The 20,513-nt window shown below is 41.7% G+C and carries 19 protein-coding genes; 9 read left to right on the top strand and 10 right to left on the bottom strand.

Annotated features, from left to right (window positions below; genetic code table 11):
• Nucleotides 1-219: 219 nt before the first annotated feature.
• From F3G76_RS01425 to F3G76_RS01410, 4 genes are read right to left on the bottom strand one after another with little or no spacing between them, the layout of a single operon-like run.
• The gene (locus F3G76_RS01425) at nucleotides 220-2,070 is read right to left on the bottom strand and encodes a primosomal protein N' (RefSeq protein WP_149705718.1); all 1,851 of its coding nucleotides are present in this window, start codon (nucleotides 2,068-2,070) and stop codon (nucleotides 220-222) included.
• Nucleotides 2,070-2,480 carry a type II secretion system protein gene (locus F3G76_RS01420; protein WP_149705717.1) on the bottom strand — a complete coding sequence of 137 codons (411 nt, stop codon included), beginning with the start codon at nucleotides 2,478-2,480 and terminating at the stop codon, nucleotides 2,070-2,072. The genes F3G76_RS01425 and F3G76_RS01420 overlap by 1 nt, the downstream gene beginning before the upstream one ends.
• Complete coding sequence (locus F3G76_RS01415; RefSeq protein ID WP_012001557.1) at nucleotides 2,477-2,713, bottom strand: hypothetical protein; 237 nt, start codon at nucleotides 2,711-2,713, stop codon at nucleotides 2,477-2,479. The genes F3G76_RS01420 and F3G76_RS01415 overlap by 4 nt, the downstream gene beginning before the upstream one ends.
• 23 nt (nucleotides 2,714-2,736) lie before the next feature.
• Nucleotides 2,737-2,970: a hypothetical protein gene (locus F3G76_RS01410; protein ID WP_002940382.1), complete on the bottom strand. Its 234-nt coding sequence runs from the start codon at nucleotides 2,968-2,970 to the stop codon at nucleotides 2,737-2,739.
• Nucleotides 2,971-3,095: 125 nt separating this feature from the next.
• Here F3G76_RS01410 and uvrB point away from each other — a divergent pair, with 125 nt between their 5' ends.
• The gene (uvrB, locus tag F3G76_RS01405; RefSeq protein ID WP_149705716.1) at nucleotides 3,096-5,072 is read left to right on the top strand and encodes an excinuclease ABC subunit UvrB; all 1,977 of its coding nucleotides are present in this window, start codon (nucleotides 3,096-3,098) and stop codon (nucleotides 5,070-5,072) included.
• A gap of 409 nt (nucleotides 5,073-5,481) precedes the next feature.
• Here uvrB and F3G76_RS01400 read toward each other — a convergent pair whose 3' ends face one another.
• Entirely contained in the window at nucleotides 5,482-6,642 is a 1,161-nt protein-coding gene (locus F3G76_RS01400) for an MFS transporter (protein WP_149705715.1), read from the bottom strand.
• Nucleotides 6,643-9,183 (bottom strand): translocation/assembly module TamB domain-containing protein, encoded by a 2,541-nt coding sequence (locus F3G76_RS01395; protein WP_149705714.1) that lies wholly within the window; start codon nucleotides 9,181-9,183, stop codon nucleotides 6,643-6,645.
• A gap of 168 nt (nucleotides 9,184-9,351) precedes the next feature.
• On the opposite strand from F3G76_RS01395, the gene groES reads away from it, so the two are divergent.
• From groES to F3G76_RS01380, 3 genes are all read left to right on the top strand, one after another.
• The gene (gene groES, locus F3G76_RS01390; protein ID WP_009293641.1) at nucleotides 9,352-9,612 is read left to right on the top strand and encodes a co-chaperone GroES; all 261 of its coding nucleotides are present in this window, start codon (nucleotides 9,352-9,354) and stop codon (nucleotides 9,610-9,612) included.
• A 17-nt stretch (nucleotides 9,613-9,629) separates the two neighbouring features.
• Complete coding sequence (gene groL / locus F3G76_RS01385) at nucleotides 9,630-11,264, top strand: chaperonin GroEL (RefSeq protein WP_002940160.1); 1,635 nt, start codon at nucleotides 9,630-9,632, stop codon at nucleotides 11,262-11,264.
• Between the two features lie 135 nt (nucleotides 11,265-11,399).
• Complete coding sequence (locus F3G76_RS01380) at nucleotides 11,400-12,767, top strand: phosphomannomutase/phosphoglucomutase (RefSeq protein ID WP_103636919.1); 1,368 nt, start codon at nucleotides 11,400-11,402, stop codon at nucleotides 12,765-12,767.
• A 434-nt stretch (nucleotides 12,768-13,201) separates the two neighbouring features.
• On the opposite strand, the gene F3G76_RS01375 is transcribed toward F3G76_RS01380, so the two are convergent.
• The 4 genes from F3G76_RS01375 to F3G76_RS01360 form a co-directional block, all read right to left on the bottom strand.
• Nucleotides 13,202-14,059: a cysteine ABC transporter substrate-binding protein gene (locus tag F3G76_RS01375; RefSeq protein ID WP_149705713.1), complete on the bottom strand. Its 858-nt coding sequence runs from the start codon at nucleotides 14,057-14,059 to the stop codon at nucleotides 13,202-13,204.
• A 92-nt stretch (nucleotides 14,060-14,151) separates the two neighbouring features.
• A complete protein-coding gene (locus F3G76_RS01370) occupies nucleotides 14,152-14,889 on the bottom strand; it encodes an amino acid ABC transporter ATP-binding protein (RefSeq protein ID WP_149705712.1) in 738 nt (245 codons plus the stop codon).
• A gap of 1 nt (nucleotide 14,890) precedes the next feature.
• Nucleotides 14,891-15,559 (bottom strand): amino acid ABC transporter permease, encoded by a 669-nt coding sequence (locus F3G76_RS01365; protein ID WP_103605260.1) that lies wholly within the window; start codon nucleotides 15,557-15,559, stop codon nucleotides 14,891-14,893.
• Nucleotides 15,546-16,199 (bottom strand): amino acid ABC transporter permease, encoded by a 654-nt coding sequence (locus F3G76_RS01360; protein ID WP_021085233.1) that lies wholly within the window; start codon nucleotides 16,197-16,199, stop codon nucleotides 15,546-15,548. Before F3G76_RS01360 ends, F3G76_RS01365 begins: the two co-directional genes overlap by 14 nt.
• Before the next feature lie 109 nt (nucleotides 16,200-16,308).
• On the opposite strand from F3G76_RS01360, the gene F3G76_RS01355 reads away from it, so the two are divergent.
• The 5 genes from F3G76_RS01355 (at nucleotide 16,309) to F3G76_RS01335 (ending at nucleotide 20,468) form a co-directional block, all read left to right on the top strand.
• The gene (locus F3G76_RS01355) at nucleotides 16,309-16,554 is read left to right on the top strand and encodes a CBU_0592 family membrane protein (protein WP_009293649.1); all 246 of its coding nucleotides are present in this window, start codon (nucleotides 16,309-16,311) and stop codon (nucleotides 16,552-16,554) included.
• Nucleotides 16,551-17,519: an agmatine deiminase family protein gene (locus tag F3G76_RS01350; protein WP_149705711.1), complete on the top strand. Its 969-nt coding sequence runs from the start codon at nucleotides 16,551-16,553 to the stop codon at nucleotides 17,517-17,519. Before F3G76_RS01355 ends, F3G76_RS01350 begins: the two co-directional genes overlap by 4 nt.
• Nucleotides 17,520-17,521: 2 nt before the next feature.
• Complete coding sequence (locus F3G76_RS01345) at nucleotides 17,522-18,448, top strand: cation diffusion facilitator family transporter (RefSeq protein WP_149705710.1); 927 nt, start codon at nucleotides 17,522-17,524, stop codon at nucleotides 18,446-18,448.
• Between the two features lies 1 nt (nucleotide 18,449).
• The gene (locus tag F3G76_RS01340) at nucleotides 18,450-19,322 is read left to right on the top strand and encodes a carbon-nitrogen hydrolase (RefSeq protein ID WP_149705709.1); all 873 of its coding nucleotides are present in this window, start codon (nucleotides 18,450-18,452) and stop codon (nucleotides 19,320-19,322) included.
• A gap of 204 nt (nucleotides 19,323-19,526) precedes the next feature.
• The gene (locus F3G76_RS01335; protein WP_021085228.1) at nucleotides 19,527-20,468 is read left to right on the top strand and encodes a TAXI family TRAP transporter solute-binding subunit; all 942 of its coding nucleotides are present in this window, start codon (nucleotides 19,527-19,529) and stop codon (nucleotides 20,466-20,468) included.
• The last annotated feature ends 45 nt before the right edge of the window (nucleotides 20,469-20,513 follow it).

Raw genomic sequence — 20,513 nt, 5'->3', positions numbered from 1 at the left:
TAACAAAGAAATAAAGCTTTAAATTTTAAAAATCCATTTTGTAAATTTTAAAATTCCACTCACTCGCAAGAATTGACTACTAAAATTTGGCTTTGCTTACCGCTTAGCTCAAATTTTAGAGCCGAAATTACTCGTTCATGAAATTTTAAAATTTGTCTGATATTTATACGCTACGAAGCAAATTTGCAAATTTAAAATTTGCTTGTGTTAAATCGTCTTCTAGCTAAAATTTACCGGATCTATATCGATGTCACTAAGTTCGCTTTTGCAGAGGTTTGCAGCTTTTAAAAGCATGGTGTGCGAGTTTGAGCGAAGCAGAATTTCATATCTAAATTTACCCACAAGATACTCAGCCTGGCACTTGCCATATCCAACGATCTCGAGCTCATCGCCTTTTAGTGGCTCCAGCTTTTGCACAAATTCGTTCATTACACCCTTTGCCGTGCTCTCATCTTTATGCGAAACGACCACGCGAAGTAGCCTAGTAAATGGCGGATAAAGAGCTTCTCTAAAAGGTATCTCATCCTTTAAAAATGCGTCGTAGTCGCTAATGAAGCTTTCGAAAAACTCCCTTTGCTTGCTTTGGATGATGACCCTGCCAGCTCCGTTTCTGCCGGCTCTTCCGGCTACTTGCATAGCAAGGGCAAGTGTGCGTTCTCTAGCTCTGTAATCAGGAAAATTTAAAAGCTCGTCAAAGCCCATGATGACGGCAAGTTCGACGTTGTGATAATCATGCCCCTTGCTTAGCATCTGCGTGCCAAGCAGGATGTCTATCTTGCCGTCGTTAAATTCCTTCAGAGCCTTTACGAGCTTGTTTTGCGTCGTGATCTCGTCTCTATCAAATTTAGCGATCCTAGCGTTTGCAAACTCGGCTTGCAGTCGCTCAAGTAGCTCGCTCGTGCCGATCTTTTTAGCCTCTATCATCTCGCTGCCGCACTGGTGGCAGCTCTTTGGCACGGCCATTTTGTGCTCGCAGTATTGGCACTTTAGCACGTTTTGTTTTTTATAGTAGCTCATGCCGATGCTACAAAATGGACACTTTACCGTCTCACCGCAGTTTTTGCAGACAAGATACTTGAAATTTGCCCTTGTTGGCAGGCAGATGACGGCTTGCTTTTTGTTTTCAAGCGTCTTTGCGATCTGCTCTTTTAAAATTTCGCTTATGCCAGTCTCACTCTCGTCAAATATATAGCTCTTTTGCGACTCAAAATATGTCCCCTTTAGGCGAAAACATTCTTGCTTGTAAAAGCTAGTGAGGCTTGGCGTGGCGCTTCCAAGTATCACTTGCAGGTCAAATTTGCTAGTTAGGTAAAGCGCTAGGTCTCTTGCGTTGTAGTGGGGCTTTGAGCCTGTGTTTTTGTAGCTATCGTCGTGCTCTTCGTCGATGATGATGAGTTTTAGTCGCTCAAGTGGCAAAAATATGGCAGACCTAGCTCCTGCTATTAGTCTTGCCTTGCCACTTTTAATATCCTTTAAAATTTGCTCTTTTTTCTTTGGCGTGATCTTTGAGTGCCACACTGCCACAGCCTCACCGAAGAAGCTCTCTAAGCGCTTTTGCATCTGCGGTGTCAGTGAAATTTCAGGCATCAAAAATAGCGCTTGGCCGCCTGCGTTTAAAATTTCTCTTATCTTAGCTATATAAATTTCACTTTTGCCACTTCCCGTGTCGCCAAAGATGAGCGAGCTTTTTCGTGCGTTTATGAAATTTAGTGCTTCAAGCTGCTTTTGGCTTAAATTTGGCGCTTTAAAGTCGGTTGCGCCACTATAAATTTCATCATCTATAAGGCTTTGTGGCTCAAATAAATTTATAGCAACGCCAAGCTCGCAGGTGTAGTAGTAGGCGATAAATTTGGCTAAAGTTGCTTGGATGTCGTTTAGCTTAATGGGTAAAATTTCATCAATAAAGCTTGTTTTAAAGCTTGGCTCATCCACTTCGCGCAGTATAAAGCCAACTATGGCTTTACCCCTAAGCTTTGCAGTGACGGCGCGAAATGGCGCAATATCTAGCTCGCTTTTATATGTGAGCGCAGCTAAATTTACCCCGCTAAATACGACCTCGTAGTATCTCATCACTCAAGGGCGCTGCAAAGTCCGTCGTTACTTTGGCAGTCAAATTCGCCAGTGGTTTTGTCATAAGTGAAATTTGCTGTTTGTCCGTCTAGTTTGAAGGTATAAGTGGTTGCTCCAGTTTTGTGCCAGCCGTTTTTTGTGCCGCTGTCTGCGATATTTACGCTTATTACTTTGTTGAAAAGTTTATTTCCATCATCAAGCGCGTCTGGATATGCTGGAGTGCCTTTTAGGACACTATCGTTGTATTTTAGTGAGATGCCGCTTTTTATGGCAGCGATTTGCGTTTTTGCATTTGCGACTATGGCGTCGCTTCTAGTGAAGAAAAGCTTTGGTATAGCAATAGCGCTTAAGACGCCAAGTATGACGATGACAAATATAATTTCTATTAGTGTAAAAGCTCTTTTTTTCATTTATTTTCCGGTTTTAGTATCTCTTCTATCTCTTTTGTGACGTCCTTTACGACGCGCAAATTTGTGTAGCTCTCGTAGCTCTTTTCGACAAAGGCGTTTATAAGCTCACGAGGCTCGATAAATTTCTTTCCACCCATAAATTTCTGCCAGTCGCGCTCAAAAATTTCAGCAAAATCATCATCAAGCGTTATCGTGTAGTCGCGAGATGATACGGTGAGCGTGATCTGTTTCATTTTTTATGCCAAAAATGCCTAGCTTATCTACCAAGGACAGCTTCGATTTTTTTCATTACGTCATCGGCTTCGCTATTTTTCTTATCTAGGTCCTCTTCTAGGCGCATGATCTGGTTGGTTTTTGCCTCATTTTGTGCTTTTAATGTTACGATCTCATTACGTAGCTCTTCATTTACTCTGCAAACTTCATCGTATTTTGTGATGAGGTCATTTACTTTATCGCTTAGTGTGGTTAAGATCGCATTATCTTCAAACATAAAGGTTCCTTTAAAATAATAATTAATGCCGTATTCTAACACGCAGAGGCTAAATTCTTTTTAAAATTCTCATTTGACAAAGCACTATCTTTGCTATAAAATTCGCCCAAATTTAAAGGCGATCAATGAGTAAATTTGAAATTTCATCTAAATTTAGCCCAAGCAGCGACCAAGCAAGAGCTATAAAAGAGATAGTAAAAAGCATAAAATCAGGCAACAAATATCAAACACTTCTAGGCGTCACAGGATCTGGCAAGACCTTCACCATGGCAAATGTCATACGTGAGCTAAATATGCCAACGCTCATCATGACGCACAATAAATCCCTTGCCGCTCAGCTTTACAGCGAATTTAAGGGCTTTTTCCCAAAAAACCACGTGGAGTACTTCATAAGCTACTACGACTACTATCAGCCAGAGGCCTACATCCCACGAAGCGACCTATATATAGAAAAGGATAGCTCGGTAAATGATGAGCTTGAGCGCCTGCGTCTAAGTGCAACTGCTAGCTTGCTAAGCTTTGATGACGTCGTCTGTGTGGCTTCAGTCTCTGCAAACTACGGCCTTGGTAATCCAAGCGAGTATAAAGGCATGGTCGCATACCTAAACGTCGGCGATAAAATCAACCAGCGCACGCTACTGCAAAAGCTAGTGGATATGGGATACAAGCGAAACGACGTTTATTTCGACCGAGGCGACTTTCGCGTAAACGGCGACGTGGTGGACGTATATCCCGCATATTTTAACGACGAGGCGTTTAGGATCGAGTTTTTCGGCGACGAGATCGAGACGATGTATAGCCTGGACGTGCTGGAAAACAAAAAAAGACACGACCTGAAAAAATTTATCCTCTACCCGACCAGCCAGTTTATCGTGGGCGCTGATAGGCTAAAGATCGCTATGAAAGAGATCGAAGAGGAGCTTGATGTGCGCTTGAAAGAATTTAACGAGCAGGGCAAGCTAGTTGAGGCGCAGAGACTAAAGCAGAGAGTGGAGTTTGACCTTGAGATGATGGCGAGTACGGGCATGTGTAAAGGTATCGAAAACTACGCGCGCCACCTAACTGGTCAAAAGGCTGGAGAGACGCCGTACTCGATGTTTGACTACTTTGAGATAAGTGGTGAGGACTATCTGGTTATCGTCGATGAGAGCCACGTGAGTTTGCCGCAGTTTAGGGGTATGTATGCGGGTGACAGGAGCCGTAAAGAGGTGCTTGTGGAGTATGGATTTCGCTTGCCGTCAGCGCTTGATAACAGGCCGCTTAAATTTGACGAGTTTATAAGCAAAAAGGCTAAATTTCTCTTTGTCTCAGCAACGCCAAACGAATACGAGCTTGGTATCAGCCAGGGGCACGTCTATGAGCAAATTTTGCGACCTACGGGGCTACTTGATCCGATCATCGAGATAAAAGATAGTGACAATCAAGTAGAGGCGCTATTTGACGAGGCGAAGGCGGTCATTGCAAGAGGTGAGCGTGTGCTAGTTACAGTGCTAACTAAAAAGATGGCTGAGGAGCTAAGCCGCTACTACATCGAGCTTGGCGTCAAGGTCAAGTATATGCACTCAGACATCGACGCGATCGAGCGAAATGAGATCATTAGAGGGCTTAGAAGTGGTGAGTTTGACATGCTAATAGGCATAAATTTGCTCCGTGAGGGGCTTGACCTGCCTGAAGTGAGCCTAATAGCGATCATGGACGCTGATAAAGAGGGCTTTTTGCGCTCTACAACGAGCCTTATACAGACGATGGGGCGAGCGGCTAGAAACGTAAATGGCAAGGTGCTAATGTTTGCCAAAAAGATAACAAAATCTATGAAAGAGGCGATCGATACGACGACTGCTAGGCGTAAATTTCAAGATGAGTACAACAAAGCTCACGGCATAACGCCGCACTCCGCAAGTAGAAATATCGAAGAAAGTCTGCACGTCGAGGACGGTACGGAGATTTTAAGAAAAGGCGCAAATCTGGAAAAAATGCCAGCTAGCGAGCGAGCCGCGATAGTAAAAGAGCTAAGAAAGCAGATGCTTGAAGCTGCGGCACAGCTGGAGTTTGAGAAGGCGGCGGCGTTACGTGACGAAATAGCAAAGATGAGAAAGTTATAAAAAGGCTCGTCTCTTGCGAGCTTTTAAATGAACTAGAAATTTTCTCCCTCGATGAACTATGTGTTCTATCTTCGGTCGAAAATTTCTTCATAGCATTTAAAATCATCACAAGATACTTTGTCTTGATGCTTGGTTGTTAAATTTTAAAATAAAAATTACTGCAAAATACTGCCGCCAAAAGCCATGGTTCGGCTCTTTTATATCTTCAAATTTAGTCTTGTCACCTTGTATTGAAGCAAAAATTTCCTCTCTTTGGCAAGTTTTTGCCTAAATTTCAGCTCGTATCAAATTTCATCTACCAAGCAAATTTAAAGCCCAAAAAGTAAAATTTACAAAATCAGCGCTATGGGTGAGAAATTTGACTGTGTCTTTCGTTGCTATACGCTGTCAGCAAGCTATTTTTATAAATTTATATCTTGCTGACCGGCTTTAAAAAATAGCTAGAAACGGCGCAGATAAGCGAAACTGCGGCGATAAAGTAAAACGAGTGCGTTAGGCTAAAGATGTCAGCGATCTTGCCGATGACCGTTGCGAATATACCGCCGATAGTGATGCTAAGTCCAAGCGTTACGCCAGAGGCTAGGCCGATTTGATTTGGCAGATAAAGCTGTGCAAGGGCGATTGAGGGGCTAAAAGATAGGCTAATGCAGGCACTCACGCAGATGGAGGCCGCGAGAAATAGCGCGTAGCTGTCGATAAAGAGCATCAGCACGACTAGCGGCGCGGCGATGCTTAGGCTTATTTTGATGAGCCTAACTAGGCCGTATCTATCAGCTAGAGCTCCGCCAAATAGCGTAGAGATCGCACCTGCAGCAAAAAACATACTTAAATTTACATTTGCAGCCTCTTTGCTAAGGCCAAAAATTTTGATGAGGTAGATGCTAAAAAATGCCGCAAAGCCAAATGCGACGATAGAGCGTGAAAATATACACAGACAAAGCCTTAAAAATGCGCCCATATCGTCTTTTAGAGCGCTTGTTTTTTGTGAAATTTGCTTTTTGTGATTGTCTTCTAGCGCTTTTATAAATTTGCCCTTTTTAAGGTATAAAAGTGTTAAAAAAATTTGAGGTATGATGAAGACTAGCGTCCCTCTTAGGCCAAAATTTCCCACAAAAACAGCGACCAAAATAGGCCCAACGGCAAAGCCTGCGTTGCCTCCAAATGAAAATATGCTTATGCTTTTGGCTCTATTTTTGGCATTTGAGGCGTAGTTTACGATCCTTGCAGCGCTTGGGTGAAAGAGCGCGGCGCCGATACCACTTATCATCACGCAGAGTAAAATAAGATAGTAGTTTGTGATAAAGCCAGTGAGGCTCATGCCCCCACCTGCAAGTAGCAGTCCAAGCGGGATGATGTAGGGCAGCTCTTTTTTGTCGCTTAAGCGGCCGATAAGTGGCTGGATGAGCGAGCTTGCTAAATTTGTGGCGGTCACGAGCGAGGCAGCTGTGGCGTAGTCGTAGTGGTAGCTCGCGATGAAAAAGGGCAGCATCGCACCAAGCGCACTTTGGTTTATGTCGCTACAAAAGTGCCCAAGCCCCATTAGATACTTTAAATTTTCCGCCTTTTTCATCTAAAATAGCCCTTTTAAAAGCCCCTTTAAATTTTGTTTTTCGCCGCTTGCGTCATCATCTTTGCCAAGCTTTTTGTCTAAAAATCTACCTATCTCTTTTTTGACCTTATTTTCAAGATATTGCGACCTGACATCGTATTTTAGCTTGTCTGTAGTGCCTGAGATTTGCACGTTTAGATCGGTCTTTTCTAGCCTGCAAACAAGCGGCGCGTTAAGCATTTTTGTCGCGATATTATAAGTGCCATTTGCAACCTTTATATCGCTCTTTGGTGAGCTTAAATTTACGTTAAAGACGACGTTGTCGCCCTTTATATCGCCGTAAATTTTGCCGTCTTTGTAAATTTCTTTTGTTATGTCCTTGCCGGTAAATATTTGGATGTTGTTTGTGAGATTTGTGCTGGCTAGGTGACCCTCTTTTAGCAAGATGTCAAATTTACCGAGCTTTTGCTTTGTGTCGTAGTCAAATTTAGCATCGCCGTTGCCGTCATATAGATGATCTAGCCCCAAAGTCTGCGTTAGCCCCTTGACCTCGAAGTTTTTTAGCACTGCATCAAGCGCGCCGCCTTTGTAGTTCGCCTCTAGTTTGCCCTTAAATAGATCATCTGAAGTGGCTTTTACGCTTAGATCATCCACTTTACCATTTGCTGTTACGAGGGCTGCAAATTTACCGTGAAGCTCGCGGCCAGCTAAAAATGCAAGCTTATTTAGCTCTGAAACTACCGCTTGAAGCTTTAGGTTTAGCGTGCTTTTGCCCACGTCAAAGCTGCCATCTATGCCCTTTATATCAGCTAACGAGCTAAGAAAGTCGCAGCTAAATTTTGCCATTTCGCCTTTATAGTCTAGGCTCAAATTTGAGCTAAATTTCTCGTTTTCAGGGAATTTTTTATCAAGCATTTTGCTAAGTGCTGCGGCGTTAAATTTACCATCATTTAAAGCGATCGTTGCGGAGACGCTTGGACTTTTGCTAAAGATATTTTGCCCCTTTGCTTGGACATTTGCCTTAGCGTTTGCCAGCCTGTCGTTGCCGCTAAGTGCCAAGACCTCTCCTAACTGCGCATCTTTTAGGCTAAGATCAAGATTTTCATTTTTTATGGTGGCGTTTAGCTTGCCAGCAAAGGCATCGCCGCCTAAATTTAGCTCATCTATCTTGCTCTCTTTAACCTTCACATCGCCCGCAAGCGCCATCTTTGAGCCCACCTCAAAGCCACTAACCGCTTTAAATTTCTCAGGATCGCTAATAAACAGGGCAAATTTGCTAAAAATTTGGCTGTTTTTTAGGTCAAAAACGCCCTTTACATCCTTTAGCTCGCCAAGGTCGCTAAGCACGTTTGCGTCAAAATTTACAAGCTCACCTTTTGCGGTGGCGCCGCCTTTTAGCTCAAATTTCGCCGCATTTTTAAGCTTTGCAAGACCATTATTTATAAGGCCGTTTTTTATCTCAAATTTAGCCTCGCCTGCAAGCTTTTTTAGCTCGTCAAAGCCGCTAAAATTTGCATTTAAATTTATCTGCCCGTCTGCGTAGCTAGGCTGCAAAGCAAGCGCTAGAAGCTCTTTTAGCTTTATGTTAGCCGCATTTAAGGTTAAGTTTTTGCTATCAAAATTTACATTTATCTTGCCGCCAAGGCCGTTTATCTCAGCTTTTAGGTTTTTAAGGGCATTTTCTTGCATTGTAATTTCGCCGTTTGCATCCACAGCGCCACTTAGTTGCTCGCCCAAGAGCTTGCCAAAAAGGGCAAGATCAGGCACATTTAGCGAAAAGTCGCTCTTTAAATTTTTGCTACTTAGATCATAAGTCGTCTCGTTTGCTTTTAAAGTGGCTTCAGGTGCGATGATAAGGGTTTTTGCGCTCACTTTTTCATTTGCAAATTTAGCATTTACGCCGCCTTTAAAGCTTATATCTTTTGCTAAATTTAGCCCAAATTCATTTTTAAGAATTTCTTTGTTTATCGCCGCGTCGCTTGCTAAAATTTGAGCATTTATGATGGGCTCATTTTTCTCATCAACTCCTTGCATATTGCTCGTTAGATCAAGCTTGCCGCTAGCTAAATTTGGCTTTTTGGCAAGAGCTGATATCTCAGAAAGCTCGATGTTTTTAGCGTCAAGATTTAGAGCTTTTGGCAGGTAGTCTTTTAAATTTGCGTTTAAATTTATATTTGAGCCAAGCGCCGTGCCAGTTGCCGTTAGCTTGAAGTCACTAAATTTACCAGCCACGTTTGCTTTAAGAGCGACGTCCTTTTTTAGCCCAAGCTCGCTAGACTTTGCCTTGTCGGCATTTATATCTATGTTTAAGCTCATACTTTGAGCAAGCAAGGAGAACTCGCCATTTGCCTTTAAATTTATGGCGTTCATCACGGTCGCCTCTAAATTTAAGGTGCTAAAACCTAGGCTAAAGTCTTTAAATTTGACATCAATACCGCGAGCGAGTGCCTCTTTTTCTATTTTACTGGCTATAAATTTATTGCCAAAAGAGCTAAAGATAAAGCCAAAGATGCAAGCTACTATGAGCACAAGCGCGCCAACTATGTAAGCTACTTTTTTCATAAAATTCCTTTATATTAGTTTTACATATCATAAAACTTTAGTCACTTAGACTAAAGTTTTTAATAAAATTCACTATAAATTATTGACTTTTTCAGAAAAAAATGCTAGCATTTCATCACTCAAAAATAAAGAGTGCTAAAAAAGACAATTAAACTAAAAGGATGAACAATGAACTTTCAACCATTAGGCAAGCGTGTCCTAGTCGAACGCGTAGAAGAGACAAAGACGACAGCTTCGGGCATAATTATACCTGATAACGCAAAAGAAAAACCTTTAAGCGGCGAGGTAAAAGCAGTTGGTGCTGAAGCTGAGGGCGTAAAAGTTGGCGAAAAAGTAGTATTTGCTAAATACGCTGGCACTGAGGTAAATTTAGATGATAAGACATATCTTGTTTTAAACATCGACGACATTTTAGGCGTGATTAAATAATTTAAAAAGGAAAGACAATGGCAAAAGAAATTTTTTACTCTGATGATGCAAGAAATCGCCTATACGAGGGCGTAAAAAAACTAAATGACGCTGTAAAAGTGACAATGGGACCAAGAGGCAGAAATGTCCTTATCCAAAAGAGCTTTGGCGCTCCAAACATCACAAAAGATGGCGTTAGCGTGGCTAAAGAGGTTGAGCTAAAAGATACTATCGAGAACATGGGCGCAAGCCTAGTTAGAGAAGTAGCTAGCAAGACAAATGACCAAGCAGGTGACGGCACTACAACAGCGACTGTGCTAGCTCACGCGATATTTAAAGAGGGTCTTAGAAACGTAACTGCTGGCGCAAATCCTATCGAAGTAAAACGTGGTATGGATAAAGAAGTAGCAGCTCTTATAGATGCACTAAAAAACATCTCTAAAAAAGTTTCTGGCTCAAAAGAGATCGCTCAGATCGCTACTATCTCTGCAAACTCAGACGAGAGCATCGGCAAACTTATCGCTGATGCGATGGAGAAAGTCGGCAAAGATGGTGTCATAACAGTAGAAGAGGCAAAGTCTATCCAAGATGAGCTAAGCGTTGTTGAGGGTATGCAGTTTGACCGCGGATATCTAAGCCCATACTTCATCACAAACCCTGAAAAGATGCAAGTTGAGCTAAGCAATCCATTCATATTACTATTTGACAAGAAGATCACAAATTTAAAAGACCTGCTTCCAGTGCTTGAGCAAGTACAAAAGAGTGGCAAACCACTTCTAATCATCGCTGAAGATATTGAGGGCGAGGCACTTGCAACGCTTGTTGTAAATAAACTTCGTGGCGTGCTAAACATCTCAGCTGTAAAAGCTCCTGGTTTTGGTGACAGAAGAAAAGCTATGCTTGAAGATATCGCTATCCTAACAGGTGGCGAAGTTATCAGCGAAGAGCTAGGCAGAACACTTGAGAGTGCCACTATAAACGACCTTGGACAAGCTTCAAGCGTAGTTATCGACAAAGATAACACAACTATCGTAAATGGTGCAGGCGAGAAGTCAGCAATAGACGCTAGAATAACTCAGATCAAAGCGCAAATCGCCGAGACTACAAGCGACTATGACAAAGAAAAACTTCAAGAGCGCCTTGCAAAACTAAGCGGCGGCGTGGCAGTTATCAAAGTAGGTGCTGCGACTGAGACTGAGATGAAAGAGAAAAAAGACCGCGTAGATGACGCTCTAAGCGCTACTCGTGCAGCTGTTGAAGAGGGCATCGTAGTAGGTGGCGGTTCAGCTCTTATCCTCGCTTCAAAGAGCGTAAATTTAAATTTACAAGGCGATGAGGCAATCGGTGCTGAGATCGTTAGAAGAGCGCTTCGTGCTCCACTTCGCCAAATCGCTGAGAACGCTGGCTTTGACGCAGGCGTAGTCGCGAACGCAGTTGAGACAAGCAAAGATGCAAATTTTGGCTTTAACGCTGCAACTGGCGAATATGTAAATATGTTTGAAGCTGGCATCATCGATCCAGTTAAAGTTGAGAGAGTTGCTCTACAAAACGCTGTTAGCGTGGCTAGCTTGCTACTAACGACTGAGGCAACTATCAGCGAGATAAAAGAAGAAAAAGCAATGCCTGCAATGCCTGACATGGGCGGAATGGGTGGCATGGGCGGCATGATGTAGCAGCCCTTTTCGAGCTAGAGCCTTTTCTAGCTCGAATTTATATTTAAATTTAACCTCGCTAAATTTATAAAATTATTTACTCCTTTTTAAATTTATTCTTGTATCATTTTTGCATTCTTTTAGGGAGAATTTACAATGAAATATGATGAAATTTTTAGAGAATACGACATCCGTGGCATTTTTGAAAAAGACTTGACAGAGGACAGCGTCAAGGCTATAGGACTTGCTTTGGGTAAGAAATTTAACGAATTTGGCGTGAAAACTTTAAGCGTTGGTTTTGATGCAAGACTAAGTGCTAGCACGCTTTTTAGGTATCTGCTAAGCGGTCTAAACAAGGCCGGCGGCTTTAAAATTTACAATATCGGCTTGCTACCAACTCCTGTTGGCTACTTTAGCGTTTATGCTGACTATTTCGATGCAAACATCATGATCACGGGCTCTCACAATCCAAAAGACTATAACGGCTTTAAGATCACTATCAAAAAGGATAGTTTTTTTGGCAAAGATCTGCAAATTTTAAAAGATAAGGTGAATGAGATAATCGCCTCTGGTGAGCAAATAGCAGACGATGAGAGCTGTGAGAAATTTAATATCTTAGAAAAATACGTTGAGTTTTTTGTAAAAGAATTTAGTGAGCTAAAAAATTTCAAAAAGCCTTTTGTTATCGACTGCGCAAATGGCGCTGTTGGCGTGAGCTTGGTGCCTATCGTCAAGGCGCTTGGGCTAAATGCGAAAATTTTATATGAAGATCCAGACGGAAATTTCCCAAATCACCACCCAGATCCAAGCGAAAAAGAGAATTTAAAAGAGATATTTTCGCTCATCGAAAAGAAGGAATTTGACCTTGGATTTGGCTTTGACGGAGATGGCGACAGGATAGCGGTTATAACTCCAAAAAGAGATATAAAAGGCGATGAATTAGCATATCTTTATGCGCTAAATATGAAACATCCAAAGGTGCTTGGCGAGGTTAAATGCTCACAAAATATGTATGATGAGATCGCCAAGATCGGCGAAGTTTTCATGGGTAAGACTGGGCATAGCAACATCAAAAAAATGATGAAAGAGCTAAACGTAGATCTTGCAGCAGAAGTGAGCGGTCATATCTTCTTTAAAGAGCGATATTTTGGCTTTGACGATGCGCTTTATGCGATGATGAGGGTGCTTGAGCTAGTTCATAAGGGCTTTGATCTTGACGGCGAGCTTGATAAGATGCCGCTTGTCTTTAGCACCGATGAGATCAAGATAAAGACGACTGATGAGGCTAAATTTAAGATAGTTGCTAAGCTAAAAGAGTGCGTGAAAAACGAAGGCTGCGACCTGCCAAAGATAAAAAATATCATCGACATTGATGGCATAAGAATTCAGTTTGAAAATGGCTGGGCGCTGGTGCGTGCATCAAATACAACGCCAGTTATCGTCACTAGATTTGAAGCTAAAAGCAAAGAATTTTTAGAAGAGATCGAGCAAAAAGTGACAAATTTACTAAAGAGCTTAATGTAGCTTACAAAAAGCATTTTGGGTTAAATTTACTCCAAAATGCTTTTTAAAATTTTATTTAAATATTCAAAAAGACCTATCTTTCTCAAGCGTTTGATGATTTTTTCTCTGCATACATGCTTCGTAGTATTAAATTTATTAAATATATAGAATTTAAAATCAACAAATAGCCTATCGGTATCGGCGTTTTTCAAAAAAAGTTCATTACTAGCTTACCTTGCTCGCTTAGCGTTCAGGTATGCAAAACTATTTCATTATGGATTTTAAAGTAGTCTTACCTGCTGGCAAAAATTTAGAAACATTATAGAATAGCTTAGCATTGAGATTACAAAACTACCGTCATGGATTTTAAAGTGATGTCGCTTGCCGTAAAACTTGCAAATATATTTGTTAAATTTAAAAAAGAGAGATGGCGTAAAGATTACGCCATTAAATTTTTATAGTTTGCCGCCTTCGACGACTAGAGATTCAGGATTGACGCTGTCACCATATATCGGTTTTAGCGTTGCGTCATAGTCTTTGTGGAAGAAATTTTCTTTTCCAAGCTCGATGATCTCGTTATTTAGCCAATCAAGCAAGGCTTTGTTGCCTTTTTTGACAGCTGGAGCTATCACATCCACGTCGCCAAGTGCTTCAACGCCTACTACAAAGCCAGGAGTCTCTTTCGCCCAGGCAAAAAGTAGGGCATTATCATGCGCTAGAGCTGCACCCCTTTTATCAACCAAAGCTGCAAAAGTTTCGGTGTTTTGATCGTATTTTAAAAGCTTGATATCTGGGTAATTTTTCGTAAAAAATGCGTCTGCGGTTGTGCCTTTATTGACGATTAGTGTCTTATCTTTTAGCTCATCAACGCTCTTTATCACAGCACCTTCTGGGCTAACGATGCCAAGAGAGACCTTCATATATGGAAGCGCAAAATCAACAACTTGTGCGCGCTCAGGCGTTTTTGTGAAATTTGCAAGCGTGATATCGACCTTGTCAGCTGTGAGCACTTCAACCCTGCCAGCAGCCTCGACTAGCTCAAATTTGACCTTGCTCTCATCTCCAAGCAAGTCTTTTGCGATGCGTTTTGCAAAATAGATGTCATAGCCTTGGTTTTTGCCGTCTTTATCGACGTAGCCAAATGGCGGTTTGTCACTGAAAACGCCTATCCTTACATATCCACGCTCTTTGATCTTTGCGATAGCGTCAGCTTGATTTGAAGCGGCCGCTTTGTCCGCACCTTTGTCATCACCACAACCCGTTAGAAAGACGGTAGCGACTAATGCTAATAAGAAAAATTTAAATTTTCTCACTCTTTCTCCTTTAGAAAAATTTAGTAAATAAGAGCGGTCAAATCTCGCTCTAAACGCATTTTGAAAAACAGGCAAATTATCTCTTATTTTTTCTAAAATGAGAATAAATTTAGAAATTTCTTCGCGCGATCGCTCTTTGGATTAGTGAAAAACTCCTCTGGCTCGCTGATCTCTACGATTGCCCCAGCGTCCATAAATACGATCTTATTCGCAACAGCTCTTGCAAAGCTCATCTCGTGCGTGACTATTAGCATCGTCATGCCGTCTTTGGCTAAATTTAGTATCACATCGAGCACTTCTCTAACGATCTCAGGATCAAGCGCAGCCGTAACCTCGTCAAATAGCATGATCTCAGGGTTTAAACAAAGGCTTCTAACGATTGCTATGCGCTGTTTTTGACCGCCGCTTAGCTCCTTTGGATAGGCAAATTTCTTATCAAGTAGCCCAACCTTGCTTAGCCACATATCAGCCGTTTTTTCAGCTTCGGCCCTATCTCTTTTTTGCACCTTCAAAGGCCCAAGAAGGACGTTGTCTATGACGTTCATATGATCAAACAGCTCGTAGCTTTGAAAGACCATACCGACCTTTTGGCGGATCCTTTGCCACTCTTTAAATTTAGCATCTATCACCTCGCCATCTATAATGATCTCGCCGCTTGCTATGCTCTCAAGGCCGTTTATGCATCTAAGAGTTGTGCTCTTGCCACATCCCGATGGGCCAAGAAGCACGACCACTTCGCCGCTTTTAACCTCTAAATTTATATCCTTTAAGGCGTGAAGCTCTCCGTAAAATTTATTTAAATTTTTAAGTTCTAAGATATTTTCGCTCATTTTAGCTCCATTTTTCTTCTAGTTTTTTTGATAGTTTTGAGACTGGATAGCAGATCGCAAAATATAAAAAGAATATGAGCGTATATATCCAAAATGGCGCCATAGGATTTGTAAATACATTTCGCTCGATGATCTGCTGGCCGACCTTGACTACCTCTACAACGCCGATTAGAACGACGATAGAGGTCGTTTTTATCATACGGCTTAGTAAATTTACGGCTCCAGGCACAAGTCTTCTTGTGGCAAGTGGGATGATGACATAAAAGTAAATTTGAAATTTGCTAAGTCCAAGCGAGGCGGCTGACTCAAACTGGTGCTTTGGTATCGAGGTGATCGCGCCGCGCACGATATCCATCATCTCAAAAACTCCCCAAAGGCTAAAGACGATGAGTGAGGCGGTAAATGCTGAGATATGGATATCAAAAGCCTTGCTAACGCCAAAATAAAATAAAAATAGCCAGACGATCTGAGGCATGATACGAACGATCTCAAGGCAAATTTTTAAAATAAGATAGATAAATTTGTTTTTCATACTCATCAAAACGCCAAGTATGAGACCACCGATAACGGAGATGATGATCGAGATAAATGAAATTTCAGTGCTTACCACAAGACCTTCAAGCAGCCTTAGTAAATTTTGCGTGTCAAATAATATACTAACTCCTTGCATTTCTCACCCTTTTTTCGACGTAGCTAAGCGCCAGCGAGACTGGCAAGATGATGACAAGATAGCTAATAACCAGCATAAAAAGTGCCTCGTCTGTCTTGTAGTAAAGTCCGATGAGATCCTTTGCGACATAGACTAGATCAGCGAGCGCTACGATGCTAACGATACTTGTCTCTTTTAGTAAAAATATGACGTTTGCGCTGATGCTTGGCAGTGCCACACTAAAGGCTTGTGGCAAGATGACATATCTTAGGAGCTGATTTTTACTAAGTGCGATGCTAAGTCCTGCTTCTATCTGCGACCTTCTAACCGCCTCAAAGCCAAGCCTAAAGCTCTCGCTCATGTAGCTGCCGCCAAGAAAGCTAAGCCCTGCAACCGCACAGGCAAAGCCGCTCATCGACACTCCAAGCTTTGGCAAGCCGTAGTATAAAAAGAAGAGCTGGATAAGAAGCGGCGTGTTTCTTGAAAGCTCAACGTAGCAATCAACTAGTTTTGAGAGAAATTTTAGCTTGTAAAATTTCACAGCCATGCAAAAAATGCCTATCAAAATAGAAAAGACGATCCCCAAAAAGGCAATTTCGATCGTAAGCACCCCAGCTTTTACAAAAAGGGGGTAAAATTTCTCAATAAACTCAAAATCCATAAACATTAATCCAATCTGAAAAATGGAGTTATTTTATCCCATAATCATAAATTTAAAACTAATTAGATATGATCACGCTTTAAATTTAAGCTTACAAAAAGGATAAAATTTGATCGATCTTTTTCAGATCATCGGCTTTTTAGGGATGATTTGCATCGTGATGGGCTACTTTTTGCTTCAGATCGGCCGCCTAAATAGCCGCGATCTAGCCTATCAGATAATAAATTTAGTAGGCGCAGTGCTACTTATAATCTCGCTTTTTGTGCATTTTAACCTCGGTTCATTTTTGATAGAGGTCTTTTGGATAATCATTACGATTTATGGAATTTATAAAATTTACAAGGAGAGAGCGTGAGAGCGTATGCAGAGTGGGAAGAGCAGGAGCTTTTGTTTTTATCGCTACCACATAGTAAGAGCGACTGGGAGCCTTATTTAGAGGAGATTTTGGCGGGCTATGAGGAGCTCGTGGCTGCTGTTACACCCTTTGAAAAGGTGGTGCTCATCTGCCCTGATGAGGCAAATTTCGCTAGGTTTAAGAAATTTAAAAATGTTGAGTTTGTTAAGCTTGAAACTGATGATACTTGGATCAGAGATTACGGTATGATCGACGTTTGCACCAAAGACGGTGTAAAGAGCTATGACTTTAAATTTAACGCTTGGGGCGGTAAATTTAAGAGTTCAAAAGATGATGCGATAAATTTAGAGCTAGCTAAAATTTACAAAACCAAGCTTGAGCCTGTTGATATGATACTAGAGGGCGGAAGCGTCGAGTTTAACGGAGATGGCGTGCTTTTAACCACCACAAAATGCCTGCTAAATGAAAATAGAAACAAAGCACTTAACAAAGAGCAGATCGAAGAAAAACTAAAAAATTTATTTGGACTAAAGCGTATCATCTGGCTTGAAAATGGCTTTATAAGAGGCGATGACACAGATAGCCACATCGACACTTTAGCGCGCTTTATCACGCCTGATACGATAGCTTATGCGAGCTGCGAAGATAGGAGCGATGAGCACTTTGATGAGCTTAAAAGGATGGAAGATGAGCTTAAAAAAACTGGCTTTAAGCTACTTGCTCTGCCACTACCTAAGCCTAAATTTTATGATGGCAAAAGGCTTGGCTGCACCTATGCAAACTTTATCTTTATAAATGGTGCGCTAATCGTGCCAACATATAATGATGAAAACGATGAAAAGGTGCTAAATTTACTTGCCAAGGCGCTGCCAGATAGAAAGATCATCGGTGTAAATTCGCTAGTTTTTGTCCGTCAAAATGGCTCGCTTCACTGCTCAAGCCAAAATAGATACAAGAGGGCTTAAGTTTGGGAAGTCCGTTTGATTATGAGTTTAACAGCATAAATAAGCAGGAGTGCACGCAGAGCGAAAATAAGGCCGTTATCGCAGCTGGAGCATGCGCTTTTTTGCTCGCACTTGTGAAATTTGCAGCAGGGCTTTTTAGCGGCTCAGTCGCTGTGCTTGGTTCGGCGATTGATTCGATGCTTGATTTTATCGTTTCGCTTTTAAATTTATTTGCGCTTAGAAAGTCAAGAAAGCAAGCCGATGAGAGATTTAACTTTGGCTACACAAAGCTAGAGGCGTTAGCAGCGCTATTTGAGTGTGTCATCATCGTGCTGGCTGCTGGATATATATTTTATGAGAGCGTTAAGAAATTTAGTGAGCCAAATTTAGAGATAGACCTTGGCTTAAGCCTTGGTGTGATGGTATTTTCGGTTGTGGTGACGTTATGTTTGGTGCTATTTTTAAACCAAATTTCTAAAAAAAGTGGCAACCTTATCATAAAAGCAGACGCGCTGCACTATAAGATCGACCTTTTTAGCAACCTAGCAGTCATCATCTCGCTGCTTATCATTAAATTTAGCGGATTTGTGATGATAGATGCGATCTTTGGTATCGTGATAAGTGGCTACATCGCTCAAAGCGCCATAAGTCTTGGCAAAGACGCCCTTGGTGTCTTGCTAGATCACGCAGCAAGCCCTGAGGTCACAGCTGAGATCATCAAGATGATAAAGGCAAAGCAGAGGATTTCAGACTTTCACTATCTAAACACAAGGCAGAGCGCAAATACCATATTTTTAACGCTGCACTTGGTTTTTGACAAAGATATCTCGCTTTACGATGCGCACGAAGTGGCCGAATCGCTTGAAGCTGAGATAAGAGAGAAATTTAAGGAATTTTCGTGGCAGATAACCACGCATTTAGACCCATACAACGACAAAGAAGGGAGATGAGATGAAAGTAGCACTACTTCAACAAGAATTTAAAGGGACAAAAGAAGCGACCATCGCAAAAACACTTGAGCTAATAGCTGAGGCAAAAAAAGGTGGCGCTGATCTCGTGGTCTGTCAAGAGCTGCACCAGACGCAGTACTTTTGCCAAAGCGAGGATACAAATTTCTTTGATCACGCAAATGAGTGGCAAGAGGATGTCGCTTTTTGGGGCAGGGTGGCTAAGGAAAACGGCGTAGTTTTAGTCACTTCGCTCTTTGAAAAGAGGGCTGACGGACTTTATCACAACACCGCCTTTGTCTTCGAACGTGACGGCAGTGTGGCTGGCAAATACCGAAAAATGCACATCCCTGATGACCCTGGATTTTACGAGAAATTTTACTTCACGCTTGGTGACATTGGCTTTGAGCCTATTGAAACCAGCCTTGGCAAGCTTGGCGTTTTGGTCTGCTGGGATCAGTGGTATCCAGAGGCAGCAAGGCTCATGGCGCTAAAAGGGGCGAAAATTCTCATCTATCCAACGGCTATTGGCTGGTTTGAGGGCGATAGCGAGGATGAAAAATCAAGACAGCTTGAAGCGTGGGTGGCGGTGCAAAGAGGTCACAGCGTGGCAAATGGCCTGCCAGTGGTCGCAGTTAATCGTGTGGGCTTTGAAAAAGATGATAGCGGCATGATGGATGGGATAAAATTTTGGGGAAATAGCTTTGTTTTTGGGCCACAAGGCGAGCAGCTTTTCCGCGCAAATAGCACAGATGAGCTATGCAAGATCGTTGAGATAGACATGAAAAGAAGTGAAGAAGTTCGCAGAATTTGGCCATTTTTACGTGACCGCAGGATCGATGCCTACGCAAATATCACAAAGAGGTTTATCGACTAAATTTAGAGCTAGAATTTCTAGCTCTTAAAATTTAGATTGCTCGTAAAAGAAATATAAATTTATTCTTAAGAAAATATTTTTTTAAGCCTTGATTGTGTAGAATGGTTGCAACTTTACCAAAATGGCATAAAAATATCATATCAAAAAGATACAAAGCTAAATTTATAGAATAAAATAGCCTTAAATTTTTTGAAAGGATTTTAGATGAAAACTACTTCTTTGGCACTTGCTGGATTGCTTTTGGCAACAACACTTTCAGCAAAAGAATTTATCAGTATCGGTACTGGCGGCATGACAGGCACATACTATCCGATAGGTGGAGCGATCTGCCGTTTGGCAAACAAAAACACCGATGTAAAATGCTCAGTCCAATCAACTGGCGGCTCAGTTTATAACGTAAATAACGTCCTTAAAAAAGAGCTTACATTTGGCTTTGTTCAAAGCGACGTCGTCTATGATAAATATAACGGCACTGGCAAATTTGATGGAGCAAAAGATGAAAATTTACGCTCAGTAGTGGCTATCTATCCAGAGCTTCTTGCATTTGTTGTAGCAAAAGATAGTGGGCTTACAAGCGATATCCAGTCTTTTGCAGGTAAAAAATACAACGTCGGAAATCCAGGTAGCGGCAACGAAGTGAGCACGCTTGAAGTCTTTAAAGCAAAAGGCTTTGACGTTTCAAAACTAGGATACCGCGGCGTTTTAACAGTTGGCGAATGCCCACACGCACTAAAAGATAAAAAGATAGACGGATATAGCTTTGTCGTTGGTCACCCAACTGCAAACATCACTGACGCAGCGACATCTTTGCCTATTGATATCCTAAACATCGAAGGCAGCGAGATCGATAATCTTCTTAAAGAAAAACCATACTTTGCAAAAGGTGTGATCCCAAAAGGCTCATATGATGGCGTCGATCACGATGTAAATACTATCGGCGTAAAGGCTGTTTTGGTAACTAGCAAAGATACAAAAGATGAGGCTGTAAAAGCTGTGATAAAAGCTATTTTAGATAACTTTGATGAGTATAAAACTCTTCACCCAGCGCTAAAATCAGTTAATAAAGAAGATCTCGTTCAAGGTCTTTCAGCTCCACTTCACCCAGCTGCAGAGGCTGCATTTAAAGAGGCTGGTATCTTAAAATAGTCTATTTCCAGAGGCTTTTGCCTCTGGATAAAAATTTAAATATGC

The organism is Campylobacter concisus (genome assembly GCF_902460575.1).
GTDB lineage: Bacteria > Campylobacterota > Campylobacteria > Campylobacterales > Campylobacteraceae > Campylobacter_A > Campylobacter_A concisus_AW.
Note: the sequence above shows the minus strand (reverse complement) of the source record. Positions and strands in the feature narration are given on the sequence as shown.

Bases quoted from the DNA above. Each gene is read 5' to 3' on its own strand.
- F3G76_RS01415 (WP_012001557.1), bottom strand. From the start codon at position 2,713: ATGAAACAGATCACGCTCACCGTATCATCTCGCGACTACACGATAACG.
- uvrB (WP_149705716.1), top strand. From the start codon at position 3,096: ATGAGTAAATTTGAAATTTCATCTAAATTTAGCCCAAGCAGCGACCAA.
- F3G76_RS01380 (WP_103636919.1), top strand. From the start codon at position 11,400: ATGAAATATGATGAAATTTTTAGAGAATACGACATCCGTGGCATTTTT.
- F3G76_RS01360 (WP_021085233.1), bottom strand. From the start codon at position 16,199: ATGGATTTTGAGTTTATTGAGAAATTTTACCCCCTTTTTGTAAAAGCT.
- F3G76_RS01400 (WP_149705715.1), bottom strand. From the start codon at position 6,642: ATGAAAAAGGCGGAAAATTTAAAGTATCTAATGGGGCTTGGGCACTTT.
- groES (WP_009293641.1), top strand. From the start codon at position 9,352: ATGAACTTTCAACCATTAGGCAAGCGTGTCCTAGTCGAACGCGTAGAA.
- F3G76_RS01340 (WP_149705709.1), top strand. From the start codon at position 18,450: ATGAAAGTAGCACTACTTCAACAAGAATTTAAAGGGACAAAAGAAGCG.
- groL (WP_002940160.1), top strand. From the start codon at position 9,630: ATGGCAAAAGAAATTTTTTACTCTGATGATGCAAGAAATCGCCTATAC.
- F3G76_RS01365 (WP_103605260.1), bottom strand. From the start codon at position 15,559: ATGCAAGGAGTTAGTATATTATTTGACACGCAAAATTTACTAAGGCTG.
- F3G76_RS01395 (WP_149705714.1), bottom strand. From the start codon at position 9,183: ATGAAAAAAGTAGCTTACATAGTTGGCGCGCTTGTGCTCATAGTAGCT.
- F3G76_RS01420 (WP_149705717.1), bottom strand. From the start codon at position 2,480: ATGAAAAAAAGAGCTTTTACACTAATAGAAATTATATTTGTCATCGTC.
- F3G76_RS01370 (WP_149705712.1), bottom strand. From the start codon at position 14,889: ATGAGCGAAAATATCTTAGAACTTAAAAATTTAAATAAATTTTACGGA.
- F3G76_RS01410 (WP_002940382.1), bottom strand. From the start codon at position 2,970: ATGTTTGAAGATAATGCGATCTTAACCACACTAAGCGATAAAGTAAAT.
- F3G76_RS01335 (WP_021085228.1), top strand. From the start codon at position 19,527: ATGAAAACTACTTCTTTGGCACTTGCTGGATTGCTTTTGGCAACAACA.
- F3G76_RS01425 (WP_149705718.1), bottom strand. From the start codon at position 2,070: ATGAGATACTACGAGGTCGTATTTAGCGGGGTAAATTTAGCTGCGCTC.